Source organism: Geitlerinema calcuttense NRMC-F 0142, from assembly GCF_030285425.1.
Genome location: NZ_JASVEJ010000039.1, coordinates 23,210 through 49,442, shown reverse-complemented (window position 1 = coordinate 49,442; position 26,233 = coordinate 23,210). Strand labels below are relative to the sequence as shown.

25 protein-coding genes, 1 tRNA gene and 3 pseudogenes are annotated in these 26,233 nt (G+C 54.3%); 15 read left to right on the top strand and 14 right to left on the bottom strand.

The window, feature by feature from the left end; translation table 11 throughout:
* From QQ055_RS10435 to QQ055_RS10425, 3 genes are all read left to right on the top strand, one after another.
* Window positions 1–263: peptidylprolyl isomerase (locus tag QQ055_RS10435; protein WP_286004672.1), on the top strand; the 263-nt coding region annotated here is incomplete at its 5' end.
* A gap of 23 nt (window positions 264–286) precedes the next feature.
* Window positions 287–841 (top strand): NUDIX hydrolase, encoded by a 555-nt coding sequence (locus QQ055_RS10430; RefSeq protein WP_284478323.1) that lies wholly within the window; start codon window positions 287–289, stop codon window positions 839–841.
* A gap of 66 nt (window positions 842–907) precedes the next feature.
* Window positions 908–2,146 (top strand): glycosyltransferase family 4 protein, encoded by a 1,239-nt coding sequence (locus QQ055_RS10425; RefSeq protein WP_284478324.1) that lies wholly within the window; start codon window positions 908–910, stop codon window positions 2,144–2,146.
* A gap of 71 nt (window positions 2,147–2,217) precedes the next feature.
* On the opposite strand, the gene QQ055_RS10420 is transcribed toward QQ055_RS10425, so the two are convergent.
* Complete coding sequence (locus QQ055_RS10420; RefSeq protein WP_284478325.1) at window positions 2,218–2,499, bottom strand: HU family DNA-binding protein; 282 nt, start codon at window positions 2,497–2,499, stop codon at window positions 2,218–2,220.
* A 187-nt stretch (window positions 2,500–2,686) separates the two neighbouring features.
* On the opposite strand from QQ055_RS10420, the gene QQ055_RS10415 reads away from it, so the two are divergent.
* From QQ055_RS10415 to QQ055_RS10375, 10 genes and pseudogenes are all read left to right on the top strand, one after another.
* Complete coding sequence (locus tag QQ055_RS10415; RefSeq protein WP_286004671.1) at window positions 2,687–2,869, top strand: hypothetical protein; 183 nt, start codon at window positions 2,687–2,689, stop codon at window positions 2,867–2,869.
* Window positions 2,854–3,819, top strand: coding sequence for a response regulator (locus QQ055_RS10410; RefSeq protein ID WP_286004670.1), 966 nt, complete (start codon window positions 2,854–2,856; stop codon window positions 3,817–3,819). The genes QQ055_RS10415 and QQ055_RS10410 overlap by 16 nt, the downstream gene beginning before the upstream one ends.
* Window positions 3,816–4,115 (top strand): hypothetical protein, encoded by a 300-nt coding sequence (locus QQ055_RS10405; RefSeq protein ID WP_284478327.1) that lies wholly within the window; start codon window positions 3,816–3,818, stop codon window positions 4,113–4,115. Before QQ055_RS10410 ends, QQ055_RS10405 begins: the two co-directional genes overlap by 4 nt.
* Window positions 4,116–4,175: 60 nt before the next feature.
* A tRNA-Leu gene (locus QQ055_RS10400) sits at window positions 4,176–4,259 on the top strand.
* A gap of 44 nt (window positions 4,260–4,303) precedes the next feature.
* Window positions 4,304–5,143 (top strand): dihydropteroate synthase, encoded by an 840-nt coding sequence (gene folP, locus QQ055_RS10395; RefSeq protein ID WP_284478328.1) that lies wholly within the window; start codon window positions 4,304–4,306, stop codon window positions 5,141–5,143.
* 52 nt (window positions 5,144–5,195) lie between these two features.
* On the top strand, window positions 5,196–6,566 hold the full coding sequence (gene glmM, locus QQ055_RS10390) for a phosphoglucosamine mutase (protein WP_284478329.1): 1,371 nt from the start codon (window positions 5,196–5,198) through the stop codon (window positions 6,564–6,566).
* 51 nt (window positions 6,567–6,617) lie between these two features.
* Window positions 6,618–7,829 carry a class I SAM-dependent rRNA methyltransferase gene (locus QQ055_RS10385; protein ID WP_285965250.1) on the top strand — a complete coding sequence of 404 codons (1,212 nt, stop codon included), beginning with the start codon at window positions 6,618–6,620 and terminating at the stop codon, window positions 7,827–7,829.
* 183 nt (window positions 7,830–8,012) lie between these two features.
* Window positions 8,013–8,813: pseudogene (locus QQ055_RS10380) on the top strand (aspartate-alanine antiporter-like transporter); the annotation flags it as partial.
* A 20-nt stretch (window positions 8,814–8,833) separates the two neighbouring features.
* Window positions 8,834–9,043 (top strand): annotated as a pseudogene (locus tag QQ055_RS10920) (hypothetical protein); the annotation flags it as partial.
* A gap of 138 nt (window positions 9,044–9,181) precedes the next feature.
* Window positions 9,182–9,673, top strand: coding sequence for an aspartate-alanine antiporter-like transporter (locus tag QQ055_RS10375; RefSeq protein WP_286004668.1), 492 nt, complete (start codon window positions 9,182–9,184; stop codon window positions 9,671–9,673).
* Between the two features lie 16 nt (window positions 9,674–9,689).
* On the opposite strand, the gene QQ055_RS10370 is transcribed toward QQ055_RS10375, so the two are convergent.
* Together QQ055_RS10370 and mazG are read right to left on the bottom strand one after the other, a co-directional pair.
* A complete protein-coding gene (locus tag QQ055_RS10370; RefSeq protein WP_284478333.1) occupies window positions 9,690–12,449 on the bottom strand; it encodes an alpha-mannosidase in 2,760 nt (919 codons plus the stop codon).
* Window positions 12,450–12,472: 23 nt separating this feature from the next.
* A complete protein-coding gene (gene mazG, locus QQ055_RS10365; RefSeq protein WP_286004667.1) occupies window positions 12,473–13,210 on the bottom strand; it encodes a nucleoside triphosphate pyrophosphohydrolase in 738 nt (245 codons plus the stop codon).
* Between the two features lie 183 nt (window positions 13,211–13,393).
* Between mazG and QQ055_RS10360 the strand changes: the two genes are divergently transcribed.
* Complete coding sequence (locus QQ055_RS10360; protein WP_285965253.1) at window positions 13,394–14,014, top strand: helix-hairpin-helix domain-containing protein; 621 nt, start codon at window positions 13,394–13,396, stop codon at window positions 14,012–14,014.
* Window positions 14,015–14,102: 88 nt separating this feature from the next.
* On the opposite strand, the pseudogene ilvB reads toward QQ055_RS10360, so the two are convergent.
* Window positions 14,103–15,910, bottom strand: a pseudogene (gene ilvB, locus QQ055_RS10855) (biosynthetic-type acetolactate synthase large subunit).
* A gap of 2,306 nt (window positions 15,911–18,216) precedes the next feature.
* Here ilvB and QQ055_RS10915 point away from each other — a divergent pair.
* Window positions 18,217–20,883, top strand: coding sequence for a tetratricopeptide repeat protein (locus tag QQ055_RS10915; RefSeq protein ID WP_432806012.1), 2,667 nt, complete (start codon window positions 18,217–18,219; stop codon window positions 20,881–20,883).
* Between the two features lie 43 nt (window positions 20,884–20,926).
* Here the strand turns inward: QQ055_RS10915 and QQ055_RS10340 are convergent, their stop codons facing one another.
* The 10 genes from QQ055_RS10340 to QQ055_RS10295 all read right to left on the bottom strand — a co-directional run bounded on the left by QQ055_RS10340 (window position 20,927) and on the right by QQ055_RS10295 (window position 26,221).
* On the bottom strand, window positions 20,927–21,187 hold the full coding sequence (locus tag QQ055_RS10340; protein WP_284478340.1) for a hypothetical protein: 261 nt from the start codon (window positions 21,185–21,187) through the stop codon (window positions 20,927–20,929).
* 212 nt (window positions 21,188–21,399) lie between these two features.
* Complete coding sequence (locus QQ055_RS10335; protein ID WP_285965257.1) at window positions 21,400–21,873, bottom strand: ferritin-like domain-containing protein; 474 nt, start codon at window positions 21,871–21,873, stop codon at window positions 21,400–21,402.
* A 140-nt stretch (window positions 21,874–22,013) separates the two neighbouring features.
* Entirely contained in the window at window positions 22,014–22,295 is a 282-nt protein-coding gene (locus QQ055_RS10330; RefSeq protein WP_284478342.1) for a hypothetical protein, read from the bottom strand.
* 39 nt (window positions 22,296–22,334) lie between these two features.
* A complete protein-coding gene (locus QQ055_RS10325; protein ID WP_284478343.1) occupies window positions 22,335–22,643 on the bottom strand; it encodes a Rieske (2Fe-2S) protein in 309 nt (102 codons plus the stop codon).
* Between the two features lie 18 nt (window positions 22,644–22,661).
* A complete protein-coding gene (locus QQ055_RS10850) occupies window positions 22,662–23,417 on the bottom strand; it encodes an AMP-binding protein (protein WP_349775346.1) in 756 nt (251 codons plus the stop codon).
* On the bottom strand, window positions 23,393–24,163 hold the full coding sequence (locus QQ055_RS10315) for an AMP-binding protein (protein ID WP_349775345.1): 771 nt from the start codon (window positions 24,161–24,163) through the stop codon (window positions 23,393–23,395). Before QQ055_RS10315 ends, QQ055_RS10850 begins: the two co-directional genes overlap by 25 nt.
* A 148-nt stretch (window positions 24,164–24,311) precedes the next feature.
* Window positions 24,312–24,758 (bottom strand): type II toxin-antitoxin system VapC family toxin, encoded by a 447-nt coding sequence (locus QQ055_RS10310; protein ID WP_284478346.1) that lies wholly within the window; start codon window positions 24,756–24,758, stop codon window positions 24,312–24,314.
* The gene (locus tag QQ055_RS10305) at window positions 24,755–25,024 is read right to left on the bottom strand and encodes a hypothetical protein (RefSeq protein ID WP_284478347.1); all 270 of its coding nucleotides are present in this window, start codon (window positions 25,022–25,024) and stop codon (window positions 24,755–24,757) included. The genes QQ055_RS10310 and QQ055_RS10305 overlap by 4 nt, the downstream gene beginning before the upstream one ends.
* A gap of 58 nt (window positions 25,025–25,082) precedes the next feature.
* Window positions 25,083–25,769: a 16S rRNA (cytidine(1402)-2'-O)-methyltransferase gene (gene rsmI, locus QQ055_RS10300; RefSeq protein WP_284478348.1), complete on the bottom strand. Its 687-nt coding sequence runs from the start codon at window positions 25,767–25,769 to the stop codon at window positions 25,083–25,085.
* Entirely contained in the window at window positions 25,766–26,221 is a 456-nt protein-coding gene (locus QQ055_RS10295; protein WP_284478349.1) for a lysozyme inhibitor LprI family protein, read from the bottom strand. The genes rsmI and QQ055_RS10295 overlap by 4 nt, the downstream gene beginning before the upstream one ends.
* Window positions 26,222–26,233: the final 12 nt, after the last annotated feature.

Genomic DNA, 26,233 nt, shown 5'->3' with positions numbered 1-26,233 from the left:
TCAATCCGGGGCGCGAGTCCAATGGCTCACAATTCTACATCGTCATTCAGGACGCCCCATCGCTTGACAATGCCTATACGGTTTTCGGTCAAATCGTCGAGGGCATGGATGTCGCCGACGCGATCTCAGGCCAAGCCAAGGACAAGGCGGACATTCCTCTCAATGACATTCCGATGACAGTGACCATCATGCCACGCTCGCAACTCGATGATTATAAACGCAAACTCACCGCCGCTGGTGCTGGGAGCGCGACAGCCCGCTAGGGGGGCAAATCTTGCATCCAACCATGAGTCCCGAACCCCCGCATTGGCCGCTGCACTCCCGCAAAAAAGCCGGGGACTACCGGATTTTTGAGGTTCATGAGGAGGAATGCTCCTCTCCTGTCACACGCCAGAAACACAATTTTTTTGTCATCGAGTGCGCCTCATGGGTGAACGCCATCGCCCTGACCCCCGACAAGCAAATTGTTTTGGTAAGGCAATACCGCCACGGCATCAAGGAGGTGACCCTCGAACTCCCCGGCGGAGTGCATGACCACGCGGACGAGACTCCCGTCGAGGCCGCTGTGCGCGAATTGCGCGAGGAAACCGGTTACATCGGCGGAATGGCCCGGGAAATCGGGAAGTTTCATCCGAATCCCGCTGTTCAGCAAAATGCCGTTTATTGCGTGCTCGTGGAAGATTGTGTCCCCTCCGGCGCCACGGCCTTTGATGAGACCGAGGACATCAGCACCGCGCTCTATCCTCTTGCTGACATCCCGCAGATGATTCACTCAGGCAAAATCACACACGCGCTCAATATCGCCGCGCTCTATCATTACCTCCACTGGAGGGGGCGTTAATCCCATCCCCCCCTTCAAAGGATGGGCTTTCCCCTCACCCCGGTGTCTGCTAAGGATTGAATCACCGTGAGAGTCGTCATTCTCAATCACTTTTTCCATCCCGACGAAGCCGCCACCGCTCAGCTCAATGGTGATCTGGCGCGGGCGCTGGCGCAGACAGGAAAATTCCAAGTCGCCGGACTCTGTGGCGTAACCCGTTACGCGCTCAAAGACAGGCAGAAATCCGACATCACACGTTGGAACGATGTCACGATTGAACGAATGGCCTGCACGGACTACGGCACGAGAAGCATTCCGGGACGCCTGTGTGATTATGCGACATTTTTCCTGCAAGCGCTCAGGCGTCTGCTTTTTGGCCCCCGCCCGGATGTCGTCATCGCCATGACATCCCCTCCCCTGATCGTCATTGCCGGAGTCATCACCAAAATTTTCCGGGGTTCCCGCCTGATCTACTGGGTTCAAGACCTCTACCCGGAGATCATCGCGACAACCCCCGCCAAAAGAAAACGACTGATTTGCCGGATTCTCTCAGCGGTGGCCGATTGGGTCGATGCCCGCACCGATCTGCATGTGGTTCCGGGCGCGTGCATGGAGCAGACACTTCGTCAGAGGAAATATGGCGGCAAAATCAATGTCTCCGTCATCCCAAATTGGTCGGTGATTCCGACGGGTTCTGAGGCCGCAGGGTCATCGGGGGAATTCCGGCGTGCGAATCATCTCACAGAAAAATTCGTTGTGATGTACAGCGGCAATCTCGGGCGGGCCCATGACTGGGAGACAATTGCGGAGGGATTTTCCCTTGCTGCGGCAAATTGCCCCCGACTGGCCCTTGTTTTAATCGGTCAGGGTTACGGTATGGAGCGTTTGAGGAAATGGCATTCATCCCGGCAAAATCTCCCGATTCATTTTCTCCCGCATCAACCCCGGCAAAATCTTGGCGCGGCGCTGGGTGCGGCGGACCTTCACATCGTCAGTCAGAGTCCGGACTTCGACGGTCTTGTCGTGCCGTCGAAATTCCACGGCATCGCCTCAGTGGGCCGCCCCGTTCATTTCATCGGCTCCGACCGGAATACCGTTTCCCGGACGATTCTTGACCACGGCCTCGGCTCTGTCTCGGCGGCGGGTGAACCCGCGCAATTTGCGCGGGCGCTGGAGCGATTCATTCATGATCCCTCTTTCACGGGTCAATGCGCCATGGCCGTGACCCGGTGGCAGGAGGAATGCGGGGCGACAGAAAAAGCGCTCGCACAATGGATAAAAGCCGTGGAGCAAATTGCCCGCATTCAAGAATCGTCCAACCAATAAAAAAGCGGTTGTGGCAGAGCCACAACCGCTTTCAGGGGGTGCGGGATGAACCGCACCAGTATTGGAAAAAACTACTTCAGGATCGCGTCTTTGGCGGCTTTGGCCACGCGGAATTTCACGACCTTCTTGGCAGGAATCTTGATGGTCGCGCCAGTCGCAGGGTTGCGTCCCATGCGGGCTTTGCGGTGCACCAAAACGAGCTTGCCGAGACCGGGCAATGTGAAGGTGTTTTTCGCTTCTTTGTAGGCCAGAACAGCCAATTCGTCCAAAAAGGACACAGCGAGTTTTTTGCTGATGTCGAGTTTCTTGGCGAGTGTGTCGGCGATCGCGGATTTAGTGAGGGCTTTTCCCATTTTGTTTTTTCCTTTTGTGTGGTTGGTTGTTTAACGTTGCGCAGTATGTGAAATCGGCCAATAAAATCAAGGCTTTCGTGATTTTTTCTTCATTTTGTTTTTACGGTGGCGCGCGGAATAATTCCCTCCGCCCCGGCGGAAAAATTTTCCCTCGCCAGTCATCCAAAACCAATTTAGGCTTAGTTTCGTGACTCAACGGAATCAGAAAAACCACAAGAGCGTCCTTCTGGTTATCGACGATGACCGCGCGATTCTGGAATCGCTGGAACTCCATTGGCAACACAAGGAGATTCCCTATCGCACGATTTTTTCTGAGACCGTGGAGGATGCCCTGCGCATTTTGGCACCGAACCCGTGGACGTGGTTTTAACCGACCAACAGCTGCCTGATGCCACGGGACTTTTTCTGATGACGGAGATCAATCGCCGCCATCCGTTGATCAAGGTCATTCTCATGACAGCCCGTCCCTCGGAGGAAACACGTCTGAAGGCTCTGGCGCTGGGCGCGGTGGAATTCATCGCGAAACCTTTCGAACTGGACACACTCGACCAGTTGCTCATGAATATCCGATCGATCAAGCACACGGGATTTTCCGGCATCATTTACCAGCTCTCTTTGGCTGATTTGGTTCAGCTCAAATGCTCCACGCTCGCCCGTGTCAAAATCATTCTTAAAAATGGCGCTCATGAAGGAATTCTCTATTTTGACAAGGGCGCATTTATTCATGCCCAAATCGGAGCCATCGAGGGTGATGAGGCTTTTTACCGGATGTTTAGCTGGAACCGGGGGCATTTCGAGGAGCATCCCTACCTTGAAAATCCAAAAAAGAATATCACGCGCAACTGGGAGGGGTTGCTCTTGGAGGCCGCGCAGAAAAAGGATGAGTTCAGTGTGGACAGCGACCAGGACTTTGACTCGCTGACCATTCCCGGCGCTTCCCCTGCCACAGAGCCACCTGCGGGGGAGACTGATGAAACCAGTCAGCCCCCCCATGAAAACGCCATCATCAACCTCGCCTCGGTCGCAGGCATCAAGGGTGCGGTGCTGGCCTCACGCTCAGGCACTCTCATCTCCGCCAGTCTGACTGAACACCCCAATCAAGCCGCCGCGTTGGCCTCATTCCTGATGCAGCAAGGCCAGTGCCTCGGGCGCATCCTCGGGGAGGACATCACCCGTGAGGTCTATGTCGAGTCCGACTCGGAAAAACGGTTTATTTTTCCCCGTGCCCAGACATTGGTCGCCGTTCACTCCCCCTTGGAATCGTCCATGTGGATGTCGAGAGACAGTTTCAAACAGGCCATTTCCCCGTCCCAATCATGAGCACACTGCAAAATTCCCTCGCCGCCATCGACGGTGTTCAAGTCGTCTGGTCATATGACCGGAGGGGCAATATCCTGTCCAAAACCATCAGTGATTACACCGATGAGAAACTCAAGGAAATCAGCACGCTTCTGGCCTCTCTGGCCTTCATGCACGCCAAAAACAGCGGGCCTCTGGGCAAATTGCACTACGCCTACAAGCATCATCAGTTATGGACTTTCGCTGACGGGGAGAATTGGACAGCCTTGATTGCCGATGAGGATGCTGACATTGCCTCACAAATCGCCGGGGTCTAAAAAAAGTCCTTTTTTCGGGCTTGCACGGACAAAAGGATTATCTTACTAATAAAGATTCGCGCGCTCGTGGTGAAATGGCAGACACGCAAGCTTGAGGTGCTTGTGCCGCAAGGCGTGGAGGTTCAAGTCCTCTCGAGCGCACCATTTTTTCCTCCCCTCACCTGACAATCCCCGGTGTTTTTCCTCTGATGAGATTCCAATTCAAAAACGGTTCTTGGCAAATTGCCGAGGAATCGAAAATTTTTGCCATCCTGAATGTCACTCCCGACTCATTTTTCGACGGGGGAAAATGGTTTACTCCTGCGGAGGCTGTCTCTTCAGCGCTGCAAATGCTCGCCGACGGCGCGGATGCCATCGATGTCGGGGGTGAATCCAGCCGTCCGGGCGCGACCCCGGTGTCCGAGCAGGAGGAAATGGATCGGGTTCTGCCCGTGATCCGGGGAATTCGCGCCGCCTCGGACTGTGTCATCTCCATCGACACATACAAACCCGCTGTCGCTGATGCGGCGCTGCAAGCAGGGGCACAAATCGTCAATGATATCTCCGCCGGACGCGATCCCGGCATGGCCGGAGTGATTCGCCAACACGGGGCCGGATGGATCCTCATGCACATGCGTGGCACACCTCAAGACATGCAAATTGCTCCAGCTTACGAAAATGTCACCCATGACGTTTTCACCTTCCTGCACGGGAAAACCCTCCACGCCTCGCGCACGGGCATCCCGCTGGAACAACTCGCCATCGATCCCGGCATTGGGTTCGGGAAAACCCCCGATCACAATCTCGAACTCCTCGCGCAGACCGCGCAATTTGCGCGGGAGCTGGGTCTGCCGGTCATGGTCGGCACATCGCGCAAAAGTTTCTTGGGCAAAATCAGCGGTTCGGACACTCCCGACGACCGGTTGCCGGGTTCACTGGCCTCCATACTCTGGGCCCATGCCCAAGGGGCGCGTTTTCTGCGGGTGCATGATGTCAAAGCCACCCGGCTGGCCCTGACGACTTGGGAGGCGATCCGCCGTTTTGCCTGATGTGATGAATTGCTTTGCGCACGGGCAACGATTCCGGCATACTCTTTGACCCATGGGAAACCAACGCAAACTTTTCGGCACCGACGGCATTCGTGGTGTGGCCAATATCGAACCCCTGACAGCGGAAACAGCCCTCAAAATCGGGCGGGCCGCCGCGCATTTTTTTAAGAATGACAAACGCCGCCACCAGATTGTCATCGGCAAAGACACCCGGCTGTCGGGTTACATGCTTGAGAATGCCCTCGTCGCCGGGGTCACATCCATGGGGGTCGACGCCCTTCTCATCGGGCCATTGCCCACACCGGGGGTCGCCTACATCACGCGTTCCCTCCGCGCCGATGCGGGCATTGTTTTGACCGCCTCGCATAACCCTTATGAGGACAACGGGGTCAAATTCTTCCGCAATGACGGTTACAAACTCGACGACACACTGGAGGCTGAAATTGAGGATCTTGTTTTCTCCGGGCGCATCGACAGCATTCGTCCGACTGCCGAGGAAGTCGGCAAAGCTTTCCGCATCGACGACGCGCTGGGCCGTTACATTGAATTTGCCAAAAGCTCCTTCAACCGCCGTCTCACACTCGAAGGCATGCGCATCGTCGTCGATGTGGCCAATGGCGCCTCCTACAAGTCCTCGCCCTGTGTGCTCAAAGAGCTGGGCGCCGAGGTTTTTGTCTATCATAACAAACCTGACGGGACGAATATCAATCATGAGTGCGGCAGCATGCACCCGGAGGAAATTCAGAAACTGGTGCGGCTTCACGGCGCGGATGTCGGCCTCGCCCATGACGGGGACGCCGACCGCCTGCTTTTGGTCGATGAGAAAGGTTCACTGGTCGACGGGGATGAACTCATGGCCATCGCCGCGCTGGAGATGATTCGCAATGGCCGTCTCGCCCATAAAACGCTCGTCACCACTGAGATGAGCAATGCCGGTCTCGACGAGGCGATTCAAAATGCCGGGGGCCGGGTCATCCGCACCCAAGTCGGTGACCGTTACGTCATTGAGGAGATGATGAATAACGATTACAATCTCGGCGGGGAACAGTCCGGCCACATCATTTTCCGCGATTATTCAACGACCGGAGACGGTCTGGTTTCAGCCCTGCAAATTTTCCAAATCATGAAAGAGTCGGGCAAACGGCTCTCAGACTTGCGCGCCTGCATGCGGCGTTACCCCCAGGAAATCAAAAGTGTCAAGGTCAAGTCCAAGCCGCCTCTGGAATCCATTCCGGGACTCAGCGATGAAATCGAGGCGGTCAAAAAGGAACTCGCCGGCAAGGGCCGCGTTTTCCTGCGTTACTCGGGCACCGAACCCAAAATCCGTCTTTTAATCGAGGGCGATCAGGAACCCAAGCTGAAAGAATATTCCCGCCGCATTCTCTCGAAAATCGAGGCCGCGATCGGAACCAAGGCCGATTAAAACGCACGGGCAAATTGCCCGGGTGATCGCCATCCCGACCAAAATTTTCTTATGGGCTTTCCCTCCATCATTATCAATCCCGTGCGCGGTTCCCGCTTCTGGCACCGCCATCCGTGGCTGTATCAAAATGAAATTCTCCGCCGTCCGGAGGGTCTTGACGACGGCACGATTGTGGTGCTCAAGGACAAACGCGGACGCATCTACGGCACGGGCATGTATCATTCACGCTCGCAAATTGCGGTGCGCCGTTACGCGATGGGTGTGAAGGCGCTCAATGAGGAACTCATCACCAAAAGAATTCTGGCCGCCCAAACACACCGGGAAAAAACTTTCAAGGAGCGCATGCCCGAGGCTTACCGAATGGTTTTCAGCGAGAGCGATTGGCTCCCCGGCCTGATCATCGACCGCTACGCAAATTGCTTTGTCATTCAGACCCTCACAGCGGCTTTCGACCAGCGCAAGGACATGGTGGTGGACATTTTGAAAAAGCAATTTGCGCCGGAATGCGTCATCGAACGCAATGACTCGTCGGGACGAATTGCCGAGGGGTTGGAACCCGTCACATCGATCCTGCATGGCAAACTGCCCGAGGACTTGACAATCACCAGCGGCGGGGTTCGCTTCCGTCTGAATCTGCTCGAAGGGCAAAAAACCGGACTTTTTCTGGATCAACAATCCATCTACGCGCAACTTGCCCCGCGGTTTGCCGGGCGGCGGGTGCTGGATTGTTTCTGTTACCATGGAGCCTTTGGGCTTTTCGCCGGAAAAACCGGGGCCGCTTCGGTCACGTCTGTGGACAGTTCGGAAAAGGCCATCGAATGCGCCCGCGCCAATGCCACTCTCAATGGCGTGGAAATCGATTTTCAGTGCGAGAATGCCTTTGATTTCCTGAAAAAAAATTCCCAACACGGGGAACAATACGACCTGATCGTGCTGGATCCACCGTCTTTCACAAAAAATAAATTCAATATCGGCGACGCGCACCGGGGCTATAAGGAAATCCATTTGCGCGCACTCAAAATGCTGCCTGTGGGAGGACTGCTCGCCACCTACACCTGTTCGCACCATATCCAACAGAAAACCTTTCTGGAATTCGTCACCGACGCGGCGGCGGATGCGGGTTATTCCCTCCGACTGCTCGAATATCACTCTCAAAGCCCCGACCACCCGGTTCTCCCCGAAGTTCCCGAAACCGAATATCTTCGCGGCTACCTCTTCGAAGTCGCTGCCAAAGATGCGCCGAAGCCCCCGAATAGCATCTGAGCGATTCCCGTTTTTTATTTGGATTTTTCGCGCGCTGGGCAATTTGCCCCATCGCAACAAGAAAAAATCGCACTTAAGACTTTTATTGTCGTTATTGGGCGAATCTGGGACGAAAAAAATTTCGCACGGAAGGGATGAAGGGGTTACTGTGGAGACCAGAAAGGAAGACGCACCAGACGCATCATGGAATTGATTCAATCCCTGCTTTTCGGCGAAGGCGCCGCGCACACGGTTTTTGTCCTGTCACTGCTGACCGCCATCGGGCTGTATCTGGGGAATTTGAAATTTGGCGGCATCTCGCTGGGCATCGCCGGAGTTCTTTTCGCTGGGCTGCTTTTCGGGCATCTGGGAATCGGCGTGGATGAAAGGGTCGCTGATTTTGCCCGGGAATTCGGGCTCATCCTCTTTGTTTACACCATCGGCCTCCAAGTCGGCCCGGGCTTTTTGTTCACTCAAAAACAGGGACTGCATGCGAATCTCCTCGCCGCCGGCATCGTGGTCACCGGGTGGCTTACGGCGCTGGCGATTTTCAAAATCAGCGGCATCGAACTCGGCGCGATTGTGGGCATTCTCTCCGGGGCGACGACGAATACCCCCTCTCTCGGCGCGGCCCAACAAGCGCTCCGTCTGAATCCTCAGCTGACCAACGAAATGATTCAGCTCCCCGCCATGGGTTATGCCGTGGCCTATCCGATGGGCATCCTTGGCATCATTCTGGCGATGTTCGCGGTGAAATGGTTTTTTCGGGTCAATGTCGCCGAAGAAACCGCCCTGGTGACCCGGGAACTTGACAAAACCCGCAACCAGATCACCACGATGAATATCGTCATCGAGAACGCCAATCTCGACGGGCGCACGATTGACGAAATCCCCTCTTACAAACAACTGGGGGTCGTCATCTCACGCCTCATGCGCGGGGGCGAATTGCTCACGCCGACAGGGGTGACCACGCTGAAAACCGGCGACATCATTCATGCTGTTGGGCCGAAGGAAAACTCGATGAATTGCTCCTCATCACAGGCCGGGTCAGTGAGCAGGACCTCAAAGCCATTCCCGGATGCCTCTCCTCGAAACGGATCATCGTCTCCCAACAATCCGCCACGGGCAAAAGCATCGGGGAAATTTCGATTCATCCCGACTACCAAGTCACCATCACCCGCATCAGCCGCGCCGAGGTGGAATTCACCGCCAGCCCAAATCTCCGCCTGCAATTCGGCGACACGGTTCTCGCCGTCGGCGAGGAAAAAGACCTTGAGCAATTTGCGCGGGCCGTGGGCAATTCCCCCAAACAGCTCAACCATCCGCAACTCATCCCCTTTTTCCTCGGGATCAGTCTGGGGGTTTTGGTCGGCATGATTCCTTTCACGATCCCGGGCATTCCGGCCCCTGTGAAACTCGGACTCGCCGGAGGCCCCCTGATCGTGGCTTTGATCCTGAGCCGCCTCGGGAGAATCGGGCCGATGAGTTTCTACATGCCCATCAGCGCAAATTTCATGCTGCGCGAGGTCGGGATCACCCTCTTTCTGGCCTGTGTCGGTCTCAAAAGCGGGCATAACTTCGTCGCCACCATCATGGCCGGCGGATGGGTGTGGGTGATTTATGGCGCCATCATCACGCTGGTTCCCCTCCTGATTGCGGGCTACGTCGCCCGCGCCCTGCTCAAGATGAATTTTGTCTCCATCTGCGGAATCCTCTCCGGAAGCATGACCGATCCCCCCGCATTGGCATTCGCCAATAAAATGACCCATTCAGACACCCCTTCCCTGTCCTATGCATCTGTTTATCCCCTGACCATGATCCTCCGCGTGCTGTCCACGCAGATTTTGGTCATTTTATTCCTGTGACTTTCAGCTTGTTGCTTCAAACCAAAAACTGCTGGGTGAATGGATATGTGTTACCGGGCTTGCCACCATGAGGGGGAACATCCGCAAATTGCGCGCGGAGGGTGATGATTTGTTTGGGGTTCCATGTCAGCTTGACGGATTTTGCAGGGGACAATTCCCATGGTTCGGTTTCATCGAGACGAACCGTCGCCAGGGCCGTGGGTGTCCGACCGAGACGAATTTCCGCAGTCACAGTTTCCGGACTGAAATTCGCGATTCGGACAATCACCCCGTCCCCTTCTTCCGTGCGTTTGAGCGAGGTTAACCGCAGACGTTTGTCCCCGGCGTCAATGAGGCTGTAACCATGCGGCAAATCCCCCCGCATGACGGCTTTCGGGAAAAGGCCGTGGAAAACTTGAGCCTGATAGGAATCTGCCAGCGGGAGCAGCCCCGCGCCCGTCCAATCGCCCCGATGCAGGCAAATGGCGTATTCATGCTCATATTCGCCCTGCCCAAATGTCTCCACGTCCACTCCTTCGGTTCCCCACATCGCGCCAAAAACCGTGCTGGTGGCCCTGAGCAATGTGAGTCCGATTTCCTTTCGCTGTGTGTTTTCAACATGATACTCCGCCAAGGAACGGTTCAAAATGGCCACACCCTCTTTGCCGTCTGAAACACTCACAAAAGATTTCATGTGCCAGCATCCGCTGTGCAAACGGGCCTGCTCAGGAATTTTAATCGCCCGGCGAGGGATGTCAAAAGTCGTCTCGGCATCATGATCGGCCGCGTTGCGTAAATCCGTCGGGATCATCACCCGCAAACGGAAATCCATCGCATCAGGATTGATCACCCTGGACTTGACCGCGAGATAACGCTGTCCCCGCGCCAGACTCAGGGTCGTTTCGAGTGTGATCACCGCGAGTTCCTGACTGCGTCCATCGCCGTCTTTGCGGCGGGGAACCGGGAAATCCTGCCGCAGGACATACTCGGCCAGAACCGGGCCATTGATGGTCATGCGAATGGACGCCGGGATGCCCAGTGTGGTGAATATCTCATCGCGCTTGGGTTTGAAATAATCATAGCTCTGCCCTGCCTCCCCGCCATTCTCATAATAATGCGTGCGCTCCAACCGACGGCCCGTCTCCTTGTGTGTCAGATTCAGTGTTCCGTCCCCGTTGATTTCCACGCGCAGGAATTCATTGTCCATCACATGCGCCTCGTCGGAGACGTGTGGAACCCGCAACGGACGGTCCTCGAAGGGCGGAGCGCCGATGGCCACCTGTTTGACCGGCTCGACGTATTTCCACTGAAGCAACTCATGCCCCAGCGCGGGAATCCTCACATCCTCCAAGGCGAGATCGAATTCCACCGCCTTGCGTTGATCGGGCAGATTGTAAGGACTCAGACTCCGGACTCTGCCCCCTTCACGCCGGGAAATGATCTGACACCGGATTTTGCGTCCGGTGGAATCAATCAATTCAAAAGGCTCAAACGGAGGCTTTTCCTTTGTCAATTTCTCCAGATTCTCCGGCTCCGCATGCCCGGTCATTTCATTGAGAGGATAAAGCAATTTGATCCGCAGGGCGCCTTCGTGTTTGGAGCCGCAGGGGTTGTAGAGCAAGATTCCTTTTTGAACCGATTCATGCGCCACGGGTTTGAGGCTCACCGCAATTTGCTGCAGCCCGCGCGCGCTGAGATTGCGGGCAATGTCATCCACCGCGTCAAAACGCTGGGTCATGTCCTTGTAAATTTGATTGACCGAACACCCGCAGATCGAATCATGCGGATGGTTCTGAAGCAAATGGCGCCAGGCATGCCAGAGGAAATCCGCGTCATAAGCGCCCCCATTGATCCAATTCATCACGCTCAACGGCTCGGCGTAACGTTCCAGCCAGATTTGCGAGCGATTGTTGCGCGCCTTGATCTCCGGTCGTGCGCTGAAAGTTCCCTGAACGATGGTGGCATGGAATTCCTCGCGCAATTCGCCCTTGTAAACGGTCAAATCAGACGGCACAGACGCTTTCAAAGCCTCCATGAATTCCCTCATGGTGCTGTGGCGAAATTCGATCCCCTCCCCCAGAGCGCGATTTGCCTCGGCCAACATGCGTGGCACCCATGACTTGGCGAAAATATGGTCGCATCCATCCATGCCCATCATCACCGGAGCGCTGGCGAAGCCCGACAGCAGGGCATGAACTTTCCGCGCGTATTCGACCGCCTGAACAGGATTATCCTGAAAATTGTAGGCGCTGTTATACCATCCGGCCATGATGTGGGTCAGCACACGGGTGCCGTCGGCCCCCTCCCAGATGAATTCGCTCTTGCCATTCACGCTGTGGGGAGTGATCCCGCGCCCCAGAATCGCGTTGTCCAGACCGAACCCCGCCAGAATCTGCGGGACTTGGGAGTTATGCCCGAAGTTGTCCGCGACATAGCCCACTTTCATGGGTTCCACACCGAAATCCCGGCAAATGGCGCGGCCCAAAAGCAAATTGCGGATGATGGCCTCACCACTGACGAGCCACTGGTCATTGAGCAGATAGAATGGCCCGATCAATATGCGCCCGGATTGAATCAGCTTTTGCAGACGCTCACGATTCTGAGGGCGAATCGCGAGGTAATCCTCCAGCACCACCGTTTGTCCATCCAGATGAAAAGCCCTGAATGCGGAATCCGTCTCCAGAATCCCCATCACACGGTCGATATTGTCGACAAGCATCATGCGATAGGATTGAAAGGGCAAATACCATTCCCGATCCCAATGCGTGTGGGAAATGACGTGAACAACTTGTTTCATAAGTTTTTTCGCTGGGCTGATGGTTAATCTGTTTTCGCCGAATGGGTGGTTCGCAGTTTTTTGAAGAGTTTATTGAGTTCATCAAGCGAATAATCATCCCAATCTTTCCTTTGCTCCCGGAGGTGGTTCTCCAAAAGCCGGAAACGGATGTCGAATTTTTTGAGCGTCCGGGCCAGCAGGTCATCCGCGGAATAACCTTTGAGTCGGATCAAATTGACCAATGTGAAAAGCACATCCCCCAATTCATCCTGAAGCGCCTCCGGGTCGGTGGAATTCACCACCTCCTCCAGTTCCCTCGCCTCCTCCTCAAATTTCGCCAGCGCCTCATCGGCGGTTTTCCATGTGAATCCCACCTTACCGGCCTTTTTGAGCAGCTTCTCCGCTTTCAATAATGTGGGCAACTCCCGGGGAATCCCGTCGAGAGCCGACTCCCGTTTGGCCAATCCTTCCTTGCCGGAATATTCCTGAGCCTTGATTTGATCCCACTGACGGAGCACACCGGCGGAATCTCCGACCCTTGCGTCACCGAAAACATGCGGATGCCGCCGGATTAATTTGTCCGCGATTTCCGCGGCCACATCGTCAAAACCGAACCGCCCCTCCTCCCGCGCAATTTGCGCGTGGAAGACTACCTGAAGCAACAAATCTCCCAGCTCCTCCCGCAACATTTCGTCATCCCCGACATCAATCGCCTCGGCCAGCTCATAACATTCCTCAATCAAACCTTTTTGATCGAGCGATGCGTCTGTTCCCGATCCCAAGGGCACCCATCGGGCGCGCGCAAACGGTTCATAATCTCCAGAAGCCTGTCAATGGAGGGTTTTGGGTCATCTTTCACAGTTCAGGAGTCTGCGACAAAGAGGAGAGGATTCAACTTTTTTTACGCAGAAAATATTTTTTACACTTTACCATGTGTCAAATATTGGCTTTATTACCGGAAGCTTATGAGCCAGACGACCTTGGACATTAATTCCTGCACAGCCGATGAATTGAGCAAATTCACCGGCATATCCGAAGACATTGCCAAGAATGTGGTGGAATACCGCAATTCCAAAGGCGCCTTCTACCACATGAGCGAGATTCTCGAGTCTCCCGGCCTTGATCGGAATTCCTTCATCCGGCTCACCGGAATATCCGGCAAAAAGGCGGACAACTATTATCTCCGCTACAACATCAAAAAAATCGTCAAGCTCGGCAAGGCCAACGAATTTTCATTCAAGGACGTTGTCAAACTCATCAGCAAAATTCCGACTCTCTCCGGCGCCATGCTCTGCTCGGAGGACGGCTTGCCGATTGCCCGTGATTTCAATCCTCTTCTGCCGTCCGACAAAATCGGTGCCTCCCTGTCCGCCTGTCTGAAGCAGGCCCGTGAATCCCTCAAGAACACCCCTTATTCAGCGGTGCAATCCATGTCCATTGAGTTGGCGGGACATTTGATCACTGTTTTCAATCACGGAAAACTTTATCTGGTCGTGCTCCATGACCACGGACAGATTTCCGGAAAAGTCTGCAAGCTTGTCGGCGAGATTCTCTCCAAGCTCCCCCAGACATCAGTCGCGAAGTGATTTTCAACCGTTTTCCGCAAAATAAAAGCCGCGCAAATTGCGCGGCTTTTTTTGTTGGAAAAAATCGAATTCCCCTGGGAATCCCCTCCTACTCGACAATGATGTCCTTGTAGGTTTTGCCCGCAGGAATGAATGGCATCACGTGTTCAGTATAAGGCACGATAATGTCCAGCACGTAAGCTTCCTTGGAGTCCAACATCCGTTGCAAGGCGGCTTTCAAATCGCGTTTGTGAAAAACGCGTTCCGCTTTCACACCGAAGCCTTTGGCAATGGCGATAAAGTCCGGATAGATCGCATGGGGATTGTCCGGGTCCCCGAGGAATGTGTGCCCGCGGTTGGAATCATAGATATGATCCTCCCATTGCACCACCATGCCCAGATGTTGGTTGTTCAGGATGATTGCCTTGGCCGCGATTTTCTCAATGTGGGCCGTGGCCAGCTCCTGAATATTCATCACGAAACTGCCGTCCCCATCAATGTCAATGACCTGTTTGTCCGGCCGCCCCACTTTGGCGCCCAGTGCGGCGGGATAACCATACCCCATGGAGCCCGCTCCTGCCGAGGTGATGTAGGAGCGGGGATTTTTATAGGTGTAATATTGTCCCGCCCACATCTGGTGTTGTCCCACGCCCGTGGTGATAATGGCTTGGCCTTTGGTCATTTCACTGAGCAGGGAGATCACATGCTGCTGCATGATGACCTCGCCGGTGTCGCCGCCGAGAAAGTCCTTGATGTAGAGATTCGACTTCACCTCATCGGTGAGTTTGAATTTCAGGGGATATTTCGCTTTCCACTCGGCAACCTGTTTATTCCACTCGGTGTATTTTCCCGGACGCACCATCTTGAGCAATTTGTTCAGGACCGCCTTGAGATCGGCATTGATCGGGAGGTGGGCGAATTTGTTTTTATTGATTTCAGAAGCGTCGATGTCGATATGGACGATGACTGCTTTTTGGCGAATTCCTCGAACTTGCCACACACCCGGTCATCGAACCGCACGCCGATGGCCAGAATCAAATCCGCCTCATTCACGGCGTTGTTGGCATAAACGGTTCCGTGCATCCCGAGCCATTTCAAAGACAGCGGATGATCCTCCGGAATCGCTCCCACGCCCATGATGGTTGTGGCCACATGAATGCCGGTTTTCTCGGCAAATTGCGTCAGCTCCTTGCTGGCCTCGGCGGAAATCACGCCGCCCCCGCAATAAATCATCGGTTTTTTGGCATTCTCAATCAGGCCCACCACTTCATTGAGCGCAAGCTCATCCGGTTGGGACGGCAAACGATAACCGCGCAATTCAATCTTGCCGGGCCAAACGGGCTGGGTGTAGGACTGCTGGATATTTTTCGGAATATCAATCAGCACAGGGCCCGGGCGTCCCGTGGAGGCGATGTGAAAGGCTTCTTTGACAATGCGGGGAATGTCATTGATGTCGGTCACCAGATAGCTGTGCTTCACAATCGGCAGGGTCATCCCGAAAACATCGGTTTCTTGGAAAGCGCCGCGTCCGATCATGTGTTGGGGCACCTGTCCAGTGATGGCCACCAGAGGAACCGAGTCCATAAAAGCGTCCGCGATCCCTGTGAGGAGATTCATGGCCCCCGGGCCGCTCGTGGCCATGCACACACCGGGCTTGCCCGTGGCGCGCGCGTACCCGATGGCCGCAAACACTCCCCCCTGCTCATGGCGGGGGAGAACCGTGCGAATTTTTTTCGAGCGGGTCAGACCTTGGTGAAGTTCCATACTGGCCCCGCCAGGATAGGCGAAAATCACATCGACATCCTCCCGTTCCAAAGCCGCGACGACAATGTCACAGCCGCGCATGGGGTTCTGTAAACGCCCCGGAGAATTTTTCCGGGCAGGGGTATTTTTTTGATGTGAGGATTTTGTTGCCATAATCGATATTTAAGTTGAACATGGAAGAATACAGGTCCAATCGCTTTAAGACAAGGGATTTGTATCTAAATTTATCACCCACATTTATGAGCAAAAAATTAATCATCTTTGTCCTGCTGACGATTCTTTTTACCGCTATATTAGGAGCCAGCGCACTCTATATCTATCATAAAAGAAAAAGCAGCCCCGCCCATGCACTCAAGCTGCAGGAACAGGCTCGCTCCGCCCTCGCCGCTGGAAACCCCGCCCAAGCCGCCACTCTCTGGGTGGAATCTTCGAAAAATGCCTATATTCCCAAAGCCGACGCGCTTCAAATCGTCGATGTCCTGCTCTCGCGTGATGTCTCCACGGAAGCCGAAGCATCCACTGTGATGCAACAAGTCGCCGGGATTCTCTCCAGCGCGATTTCCGGCAACATGACCGACAATGAACTTTTCGAACGCGTCACAAAAATCCTTGTGCGCCAAGGCAAAGCATCCAATCCGGCGGCATGGCAAAATCTCAAAAGCCTCTGTGATTCGATCCTGGCCAAACACCCCGACAATGCGCCTGCAAAACAATTCCGCGCCCTGGCGGAATTCAACCTGAACCAATGGCAAAAAGCCCAGAACAAATCTCTGCTCTTGAACCGTTATCTGGCCGATCTGGACATTCCCGACTCACCATTCCAGCATCAGTCCGACATTGCCGCCGCCCGCTTGTCCGTGCTTCTGGCGCTGGCCGAAGACGCAGGCAAAGACCGTGACCTTTCCGCAAATTTCCGGAAACGCGCACTGGACTCCGCCGCGCAGGAAGCCCAGGAATATCCCGACTCTCTTCCCGCGCAAATTGCGCATATCACCACGCTGATTGGTTCCCGCCAGCTTGTTCCGGATGAATACATCATGCGGATCAATGTCCTTGCCTCTCAAACCGACGCCGTGAAAACTCCTCCGGCTGAACTGGTCAAGCTGGGTTCTCTCCTGCGGCTCTCCGCGCTGATTAACCCCGCGCAAAATGCCGCTGTCACCGAGTATTACCAGAAGGCCTTGTCCCTGTATCCCCATGATCCTGCGCTCAGAGCGGATGCGGCCTTTCATTTTTTACAGGCCGGCGAAGATCAAAATGCCCTTGGAATGATCGATCAACTCCTCAAGGACAATTCCCCCCGTCCTCCCCTGGACTGGATGGAACGCGGGGTCATTCGCGCGGAGGCCGCCTTTCGTTATGCCAATCACCTGATTGATCAGGCGGCCAAAGCGGCCACGCCTGAAAAGCGGGATGAACTCCTTTCCTCAGTTCCCAAAATCCTGGAACAATCCGCCCACAGCATGGCGCCCGTGCAAATCGCCATGCTTCAGGCCAAAACCGCCTTTGTGCAGGGAAATTTCCAACAGTCCATGTTGATCGCCGACCAGATCCCCCCTCTCCAAGGCGCGGAGGAAAGCGAAAGACTCTTTCTGTCGGCGGAATCCGCCATTCGTCTCGGTCTCATTGGCGAGGCGAAAGAACGCTACCGGAAAATCATCATCTCCCAAGGAGTCAGCTTTCCGGCGCGCCTGCGTTTTTCCCAGTTGCTGCTTCAGACCGGGGAGTATGATATTCTTGAAAATCAACTCAGCTCATTTTCCAAGGACGAGAAAAGCCATCCCGCTGTGATGGAACTCCAAGCAGACTTCCTGATGGCCCGAGGAAAAAATGCGGAAGCTCTGGCCGTGTATGATCAGATGCTCAAAAAAACCGCAGAGGAAGGCAAGAGTTCTGTGCTTTTGAAAAAGGCCATGGCCGCCATGCGCACGGGAAAAAACGATGTCGCCGTCAAAACCCTCGATGAGGCGCTCACTCAGGACCCGGCCAATGTCCATGCCGTAAAAATGTATCTCCTGACAGCCAATCAAACCGAGGCGGCAAAAAGGGTTGTCTCCCGCGCGGCGGAGGCGGGCGCCCCTCCCATTCTCACCGACCTCTTTGGTCATTTGCTGACACGGAAAAATTGGAACTTTGAAAAAATGGCCATCTCAGGAATCCAATCCTCCCGGCCCGGCCCCGGCATGTATCATGAGACGGCCAGAGCGTATCTGGCTCTGGGTGAGTCTGACAAAGCCATGGCGATCCTCGCCGAAGGCTACAAGCTTTACCCTGCCGACTCAACCCTCTTGGAGATTCAATTCGATCAGGCCCTGGCTTTGAAGGATGAAAAGGCCATTGCCAAAATTCTTGAAACGGCCCGGGACAAAAATGCCGACGGCGTTCATGGCCTCTATTTCCAAGCCATTTATCTGGCCTCTCAGGGTCAAACCGCGGAGGCGCGTTCCCTGTCCTCAGACATCGCCCGCAAAGTCCCCTCGCACAATGGAAACCAACTGCTTCTGGCCAAGCTCGATATTGAGGTGCAGGATTTCACCGCGGCAAAAAACCGTTTGGAGCGGGCCATCTCCGCAGATCCCTCCTTTGCGCCGGCATTGTCTCTGCTGTCCGATCTGGAGTTCCGCGAAGGACAGGATGAGGCCGCTTTGAATTATATCAAACGGGCGCTCACTCAGGACCCTCAGAACGCGGTCTATCTCGCGCAATTTCTCTCGATTCAACAAGCCAAACTGCCAGCGCAAAATGTTTTGGAAATTCGCAAAAAAATCGCGGAAGCCGCCCCCGATTTCACTCAAAACACCCAAGAGCTGTCTTTGATGTTTCTGGACCAAGGACGCATTGAGGAAGCCCTTCAGACCGCACGGATCGACACGATCACGGACAAATCCCCATTCTCACAACGCGCTTTCAAAGCCCAGGTTCTTGCGGCCACTGGCAAAACAAAAGAGGCTCTGAGCCTCTATGAGTCACTCTCCAAGGAGTCTCCAGACAAAACGGACATTGCCGCGCGCCACACTTTTCTGCTGATCATGAATGGAGACTTCGATGCGGCATTGACACGAATCGCCACAACACGCAAAAGCGCCCGGCGTGATGACATTCTGCTCGTCGAGGAATCCCTCGCCCATCAAAACAAAGCCTTGAATTCCCGGAATCGTCCCGAGGCACTGAAATCCCTGGAGGCCGCCATCACCGTGCTCTCCCGTCATGTGACGCTCCACGCCTCCGACGCCCGCAATCATTTGCAGCTGGCCCGGCTCAAAATCGCGGCGGGATACCCTGTTGACGCGGTCCAACCGGATATTGACCGCGCCATTCAGGCCAATCCCAGCTTTCCCGAGGCGGTCATTCTCAAAAGCGAACTCGACTTTCAGAAAGGCGCGACCAGTCAGGCCATTGAGGTGTTGCGGGCCGCGATTCAGTCAAATCCAGACCATCGGGGTTATTATCTGCGACTGCATGACTATTATCGGGCCACCGGACAGTCCCGCCACTCCCAGCAGGCGCTTGACGAAGCGATCCGGCGTTTTCCCAATGATGCTGATCTGCACACTCAACGCATGTTGCACCATCTGTCGGTGGATGAGCTGTCCCCCGCCGTAAAGGATGCCGAAAGAGCCTTCACCCTTTCACCCACTCCCGGCACTCTGGCCAATTATGCGCAGGCCAATTTGAGGGCGGGAAACCGCCCCCTCGCCCGCAAGATCATGGCAGAACACCAGCCTTTGGTTGATTCCTCCCCCGTGTTGCTCTCCTTGCAAGCTAGGATGCTCGCTGAAGACGGGGATCTGTCCGCAGCCACAGGGATTCTGCAACGCCTCTTTGAGGAAAACCAACATGAGGGAACCGCCCGCATGATTTTGGAGAATGCGCGCCAGGCAATCGGCGCGGAGGCCACCGAAAAAATCCTGGCATCGACCAAAAGCAAATTGCCCCCGGAGACTCAGAAAATTCTGCATATTCAATTCCTCCTCCAGAGCGGACAAATTCCCAAAGCGGCTCAAATTCTTTCCGATTATCCATTCTCCGCACTCAAGGACCGGTTGAATATTCTCATTCCTCTGGTGCTTCAGACAACCCAAGCCCTGCCCTTGTCCGACAGTGACACGTTGCTGCAAAAGTATTCCTCCGCCGCTCCGGACAATCCCATCCTGCTTTTCGCCCGCGCCCGCAACCGCGCCGCCGCCGGGGATATGCCCTCCGCAAAAAACCTCATTGCCGAGGCGGAAAAATCCGCACCGCGCGAGGCGCGTCTTGCTTTGATCGAACTGCTTCTGGCGCAGATGGCCCAATCCAAAGACGATGCCACCCGTGACCGGATCGGCTATGAGACAAATCTCCAGTTGGACCATCTCATGAGGGCTTATCCCGATGATCCGAATCTGCCGCTGCTCAAGGCCGCCTATTTGATTGAAAATAAAAAACTCAAGGAAGCCGCCGAGGCCGCCGAGACAATTCTCAAAAATGATCCCGCCTCCAGCCGTGCGGCGATCATGCTCAGCCGCATCCGCATGGAGCAGGGCGAAAAAATGAAGGCCGTCGGGGAAGCGGAGTTTTTCCTGAGCCGATTCCCGCAGGACATCACTGTGAGAAGACATCTCGCCGCCATTTTGCGGGAAGTGGATCAGCGCAAATTCAATGATTTCCTGAATTCCTCCCTGCGGCTTTTCCCCGCAGACACGGTTCTGCTCACATTCAAGGCGGAGATCGAATCTGAAAAGAACAAGCCGGCGGCGATTGAATATTACAAAAAAGCTCTTTTTCAGAACCCCACCAACCCCCTGCTTTTGAATAATCTGGCTTATCTTCAAAGCCAAACCAAAGACCTCAACGATGCGCTCGCCAACGCCCTCAAGGCCAAAGAACTCGCCCCTCAAGACCCTTACATTCTCGACACATTGGGCCGCATTCAATTCCTCAAAGGCGACCTCAAAAGCGCCCAGGAGACTTTGGAGCGCAGCCTGTTTTTCAAACCGCTTCCGGACGCCTGCCTGCATTTGGCGGAACTCCATATTCGCGCTGGCGACAAAGCGCGGGCACGCGAGTATCTCAACCAAGCCAAATCATTGGCAGGGGATGAAAAAAATCATCTGGAAAAAATCGCCTCTTTGGAAAAGGAACTCTAGGCCGGACAAAGTCAATTCGGACGAGCTGACTGGTTATTTTTCATCAAGAATGCCGCCTCTTCCTGACTGAAAGCATCAAACCGAACACAGAACAAATCGCGCCTGCTGCAAAAACAAAAACGCAGCGCACCTCATCATTGACACCCGATATTGCCAAGGCGCTCCAATCGGAGACTCCACTGGCAATCATGTCGGTTGCTTGAAGGGCATAGGCCGACATCCCAAAAAGAAAAATCACCAGCAAAACAATCAAAGCAAACCAATTCACCTGAAAAAGATTTGCGATTCCTTTAATTGCTTTCATCTGCTTATCGAAACATATTAGCCTTTAAAGTAAAATATATTTTCGATAAACGGGGTAATTTTATCGATAAGCGGTCATTGACAAAATCTAAAACGCCTCATAATAAATTTTCTAAGTCATTAAAAAAGAAAAGCTTCCGTGAAATACCACGGAAGCTTAGAAAAAGAAGTCCTCTGATCTGCTAAAATGTTATTTTACTGAGTTTTATGGAATTAAGAGACGTATTCCGATAAAAATCCCATGAATTCACGGCGGTGTTCTTCCTCACTGGCGAGGGTCTCAATGCAAATATCCTGAGTCACGTAATCACGACCATCACACATTTTGATAATTTTGTTGTATTGGGCGATGGCGGCTTCCTCAGCCTTGATCACGCCTTTTATGACATAAACAATATCGGTATTTTTCTTTGGAGGTTGGAGGAAACTCTGGCTGCGCACGAGAGCGAGAGAACCCGGCACACGGCCCCCGATGGTTTTGATACGTTGTCCCAGCAGTTGAGCATGCGCGATTTCCGTCGTGATGTCAGCGGCCAAAGCTTTTTTGATCACATCCGAGCGCACCCCATCAAGATCAATGGAGTTGGCGATATAATTTTGAACTGTTTCAAGCTCCATCGCATAAGCGACACAAAGTTCGCGGATGATGTCAGCATTTGAGGAAGGTTTTTTTGATTTTGTAGCCATGCCCATGAGCTTAAACCGGGAGCGCTTCATCGTCAACCGCGAAAAAAATTTCAGATATCCCGCGCAAATTCACTCACACACCCTCATGATGAATATGGGGCTGCGCCCCAAACAACCGGGCGTGACCATCTGCCACTGACTCACGACTGCCCTTGCCGAATTTTCTCCTTCTTTTCCTCGGCTTCCTCCTCAAATTTTTTTCTCTCCCCAGCAAGTTGCTTCTTCAATTCACCGACCTCCAAGGAATCCCCTTTCATGGAGGCTTTGGCGATCAACTCCTGCAAATACACCTCGCGCTCAGCAATCTTGGATTTGTAAAGCGAGTCCACCTCGGCAATTTGCTTTTTCTGTTCATCATTGAGTTTGACGGAGGGCTTGGATTTTTGCAGCCGTTCCATGGCCAGTTCATAAGCGGATTTCATCGTGATGTCCTTGTGGTTTAAGATGACTCTCAGGAAACATCATTCTTTCTTGAGAAAAATGTCCCCGCCTTCGACTTTGATTTCAAAGGTTTGCAAATCAGCGCCGGGGGCGGTCAATGACTTGCCGGTTTTCACGTCAAATTTCCACATGTGCAAAGGACACATGACCACACCATCTTTGACATGGCCCTGACTCAAGGGGGCTCCCATGTGAGGACAGGTATTCTCCATCGCACAGAATTGGCCATCCACATTGTAAATGCCAATGTCCTCCCCTTGAAGGTTGATCCCCTTGCATTTGCCGGGAGGAATGTCATTGACCGTGCCGATTTTGATGAATTCACCCATAGTTTTTTCGCCTTTTGATCAGAGTTCCTTTTTCAATTCCTGTTTGAGAATTTTTCCCGTGGCCGTCCGGGGCAATTTGTCCACGATGCGAATCTCACGCGGCTGCTTGTAATCCGCCAACACCTCGCGAAGATAACGCCCGATGGCCGCCGAATCAAGGATCGCCCCGTCCTGCGCCGCGACAAAAGCCACTGGCACCTCCCCTTTTTTGTCGTCGGATTTGCCGACCACAGCGGCTTCTTTGACTCCGGAAAATTGGTAAAGCGCCTCCTCAATCTCGCGTGGATAGACATTCATCCCTCGCACCAGCAGCATGTCCTTTTTGCGATCCACAATCGTGATAAAACCCTCCTCATCGATTTTGCCGAGGTCGCCTGTGTGGAGCCAGCCGTCTTTGAGCGTGGCCGCCGTTTCGGCGGGTTGATTCCAGTAACCGCTCATGACATTGTCGCCTCGGACGCAGATTTCGCCGACCTGCCCTGTGGCGAGCGTGTTGCCCGCCTCATCTTTGACAACGACTTCAACATCGGCGATGGCCACACCGACCGTGCCCGCTTTCTGACGGTCTTTCTCGACCGGATTAAAGCTGACCACCGGCGCCGCCTCAGACAAACCGTACCCCTCCAGCAGGGGGAACCGGAATTTCCGCGCAAATTGCGCGAGAGTTTCAGCGGGCAAGGGAGCGGCCCCGGAGATGGCCATGCGTATGGGGAAAACCCAGTGAAAATAAAATGGCAGCTTGGCCTGTGTCATGGCCTGAAAAAGCTGGGGAATCGCCGGGAGAATCGTCGCCCGATATTTGATGATTTCCCTGAAAATATTTTTGCGGGCGACAGGGATTTGATCAGCAATATGCTCGCCCCGATGGACAGGGGCAGCGCCATGCACACCGTCATCATAAAGCTGTGGAACATCGGCAGCAGCAGGGCAAACCGATCCCCTTTATAGGCGCCGAGAATTTTCTCACAGCTTTTGACATTGGCCACAATCGCCCGGTGGGGCAGCATCGCCCCCTTGGGTTTCCCGGTGGTTCCCGAGGTGTAAATGATGACGGCGATATCCTCGGAATAAATGCGGGGGAAACCATTGGCCGCCGCGCGCCCGGCCTCGGAGAATTCATGTTCGACAAAGTAAATCCCGGTCAGCCCGGGCAATTTGCCCCGCAACGCCTGATGCACGTCCCGAAAGTCACCGGAGGAAACGAGCACTTTCACCTGACAATCATTGAGAATGTATTCGATTTCCCCGGCCTTGAGCATGTGATTGACAGGCACGACGGCCGCCCCGCAGAACAATGCCCCGTAAAAGGCGAAAATGTAGTCGGGCGAATTCCTGAGCAAAATGCCCACACGGTCCCCCTTGCGCACGCCCATGGCGGTCAGGGACAAGGCCAGCTTGCGCACTTTCGCATCAATATCGCGATAGGTGATTTTCTGCCCGTCATAGACGACGGCCACCTTGCCCGGCTGTTCACGCTGGCTTTGCTCGAATAAACTGATGAGGGTGACTTGGGATTCCATAAATTAACGCCCATGAATTCTGATGGCTTTGTCGGAATAAAATCTAAGCCGAAACCGCCGACACGGGCAAGGCTTTCGCACTCGCTCCGCTGATCAAATCCGCTTTCCCTCTCTCAATTCAACCCCCGTGCGCGCAAAAATGGCTTTCTCATTTTTGAGGAATCACATTCACACCGCGCAACCCGAAAAGAGGCGCGGCGGCCAAAAGATGTCGGTCATTCGAGTAAATCTCTTGAAAACCATTTTGGGCGGCACAGGCCAGATGAATCGCGTCTGACGCCCGCAAATAACATGAGGCCGGGGCATCCTGAACAACCGACTCCACATGCGCAATCATCTCGGCGGTGATTGGCAACCATTTCAGCGCCCCTTGATCCGTTTCCATTTGCATTTGCGCCAGCATCGCCCGGAGTTGCCCATGGGTTCCGCTGCTTTCACGAATTTTCCGGTGGCACGCGGAGATGAATTCCGCCCGGCCATGCAGTGCGCTGGCCACGCAATTTGCATGGGCCGCACAGGCACGAACTTCGGGCGTGCCGAATTCATTGCATTGAATTTTGAAAATATAAGTCGAGTCGAAGTAAAGGGTTCTCACCGTTGATCCCTCTCGTTGGAAATGATCTGCGTGGAATCTTCCCCCCCTGAAAACGCCCCTTCTTTCAAAGCCGCCTCGTATTCGGGCAACAGTCTGCGGTTGGCCCAGTAGGGTTGATGCGGGGTTTCCGCCACTGATGCCCCGTTTCCGGACAATTCCCTCTCCAGACCACGGAGCAAAATGTCCTTGAGAGTGGTGCCCATTTCAACAGCCCTGATTTTGGCCTGTTTATAGAGGGTGTCAGGAATATCCAGCGTGGTTCTCATAAATCCATATTCATGCTTTTATGGATGCGCGTCAAAGATTATTTTTCTGAGAAATGGATTATTCAGCGCCCGAGATCAAGACCACCATCTCGCCTTTCAGGGAACGCCCGGCAAATTGCGCGCGGACTTCGGCGGGGGTGCCCCGCGCAAATTGCTCGTGGAGCTTGGTCAGTTCGCGGGCCAGAACAATTTGTCGCGCCGGAAAAACCGTTTCCAAATCGTCCAGGCAGGAGGCAATCCGGTGGGGGGACTCGTAAAAACACAGGGTTTCCGTGCGCCCGAGCAATTTGCTGAAAAGATTGCGTCTCTGCGCGGATTTCGACGGCAGGAATCCACCAAAATAAAATTCATCCGTGGACAAGCCGCTGCCCACCAGCGCGGCAATCACCGCACTCGGGCCCGGAATCACCTCCAGCGGCAGACCTGCGGCAATGACGGCACGAATGATTCGCGCTCCCGGATCGGAAATGCCGGGGGTTCCGGCATCCGAGATGAGAGCGACTTTCCGACCCTGAGCAATTTGCGCGGTGAGTTCCTGGGTGCGGCGCGCCTCGTTAAAATCGTGGTAGCTGACCAAGGGCTTCGAAATTTCAAAGTGCCGGAGCAAATGGCCCGAATGCCGGGTGTCCTCGCAGGCGACCACATCCGCCTCGCGCAAAATGCGCAGAGCCCGGAGTGTGATATCCTCCAGATTCCCGATGGGTGTGGCGACGATGGAGAGTTTGCCTGACACGGGTTCGCTCATTTTGCGCCGCCGCTTTGGAGTTCACGAATCATGTCCTTTGAATAAACCGAACCCGCGCCGATGTCCCCTTCCTCGACCCCGTCGAGCCAGACTTTCAAGCGGGCGATGCGTTCACGAACCAGTTTTTCTTTCTCCAGATCATGGGCCATGGGGTAGGATGAACCGTATTCCTGCGATGGATCACGGCCTTTCTCCAGCGGGAAAAGGGCATCCATCTGGCTTTTGCAGTATGTTTCCCAAGCCTTCTGGGAGCCGACGAGCTTTTCGAGGAAAAGTTTTTCATCACTGTAAATCGTGACGATTTTTTGCAATGTGTCACCCATCTCCTTCTCAGCGGCGGCGAGAGAATCCGCAGCGGTTTGATTCAACTCCATCTGGGACTGGGCGCGGAGCGGGGAAAAAACGGGGCACGTCAGACCGCACAGAAAAACCGTCAGCAGGAAGAGTCTCATAATCTGAGATCT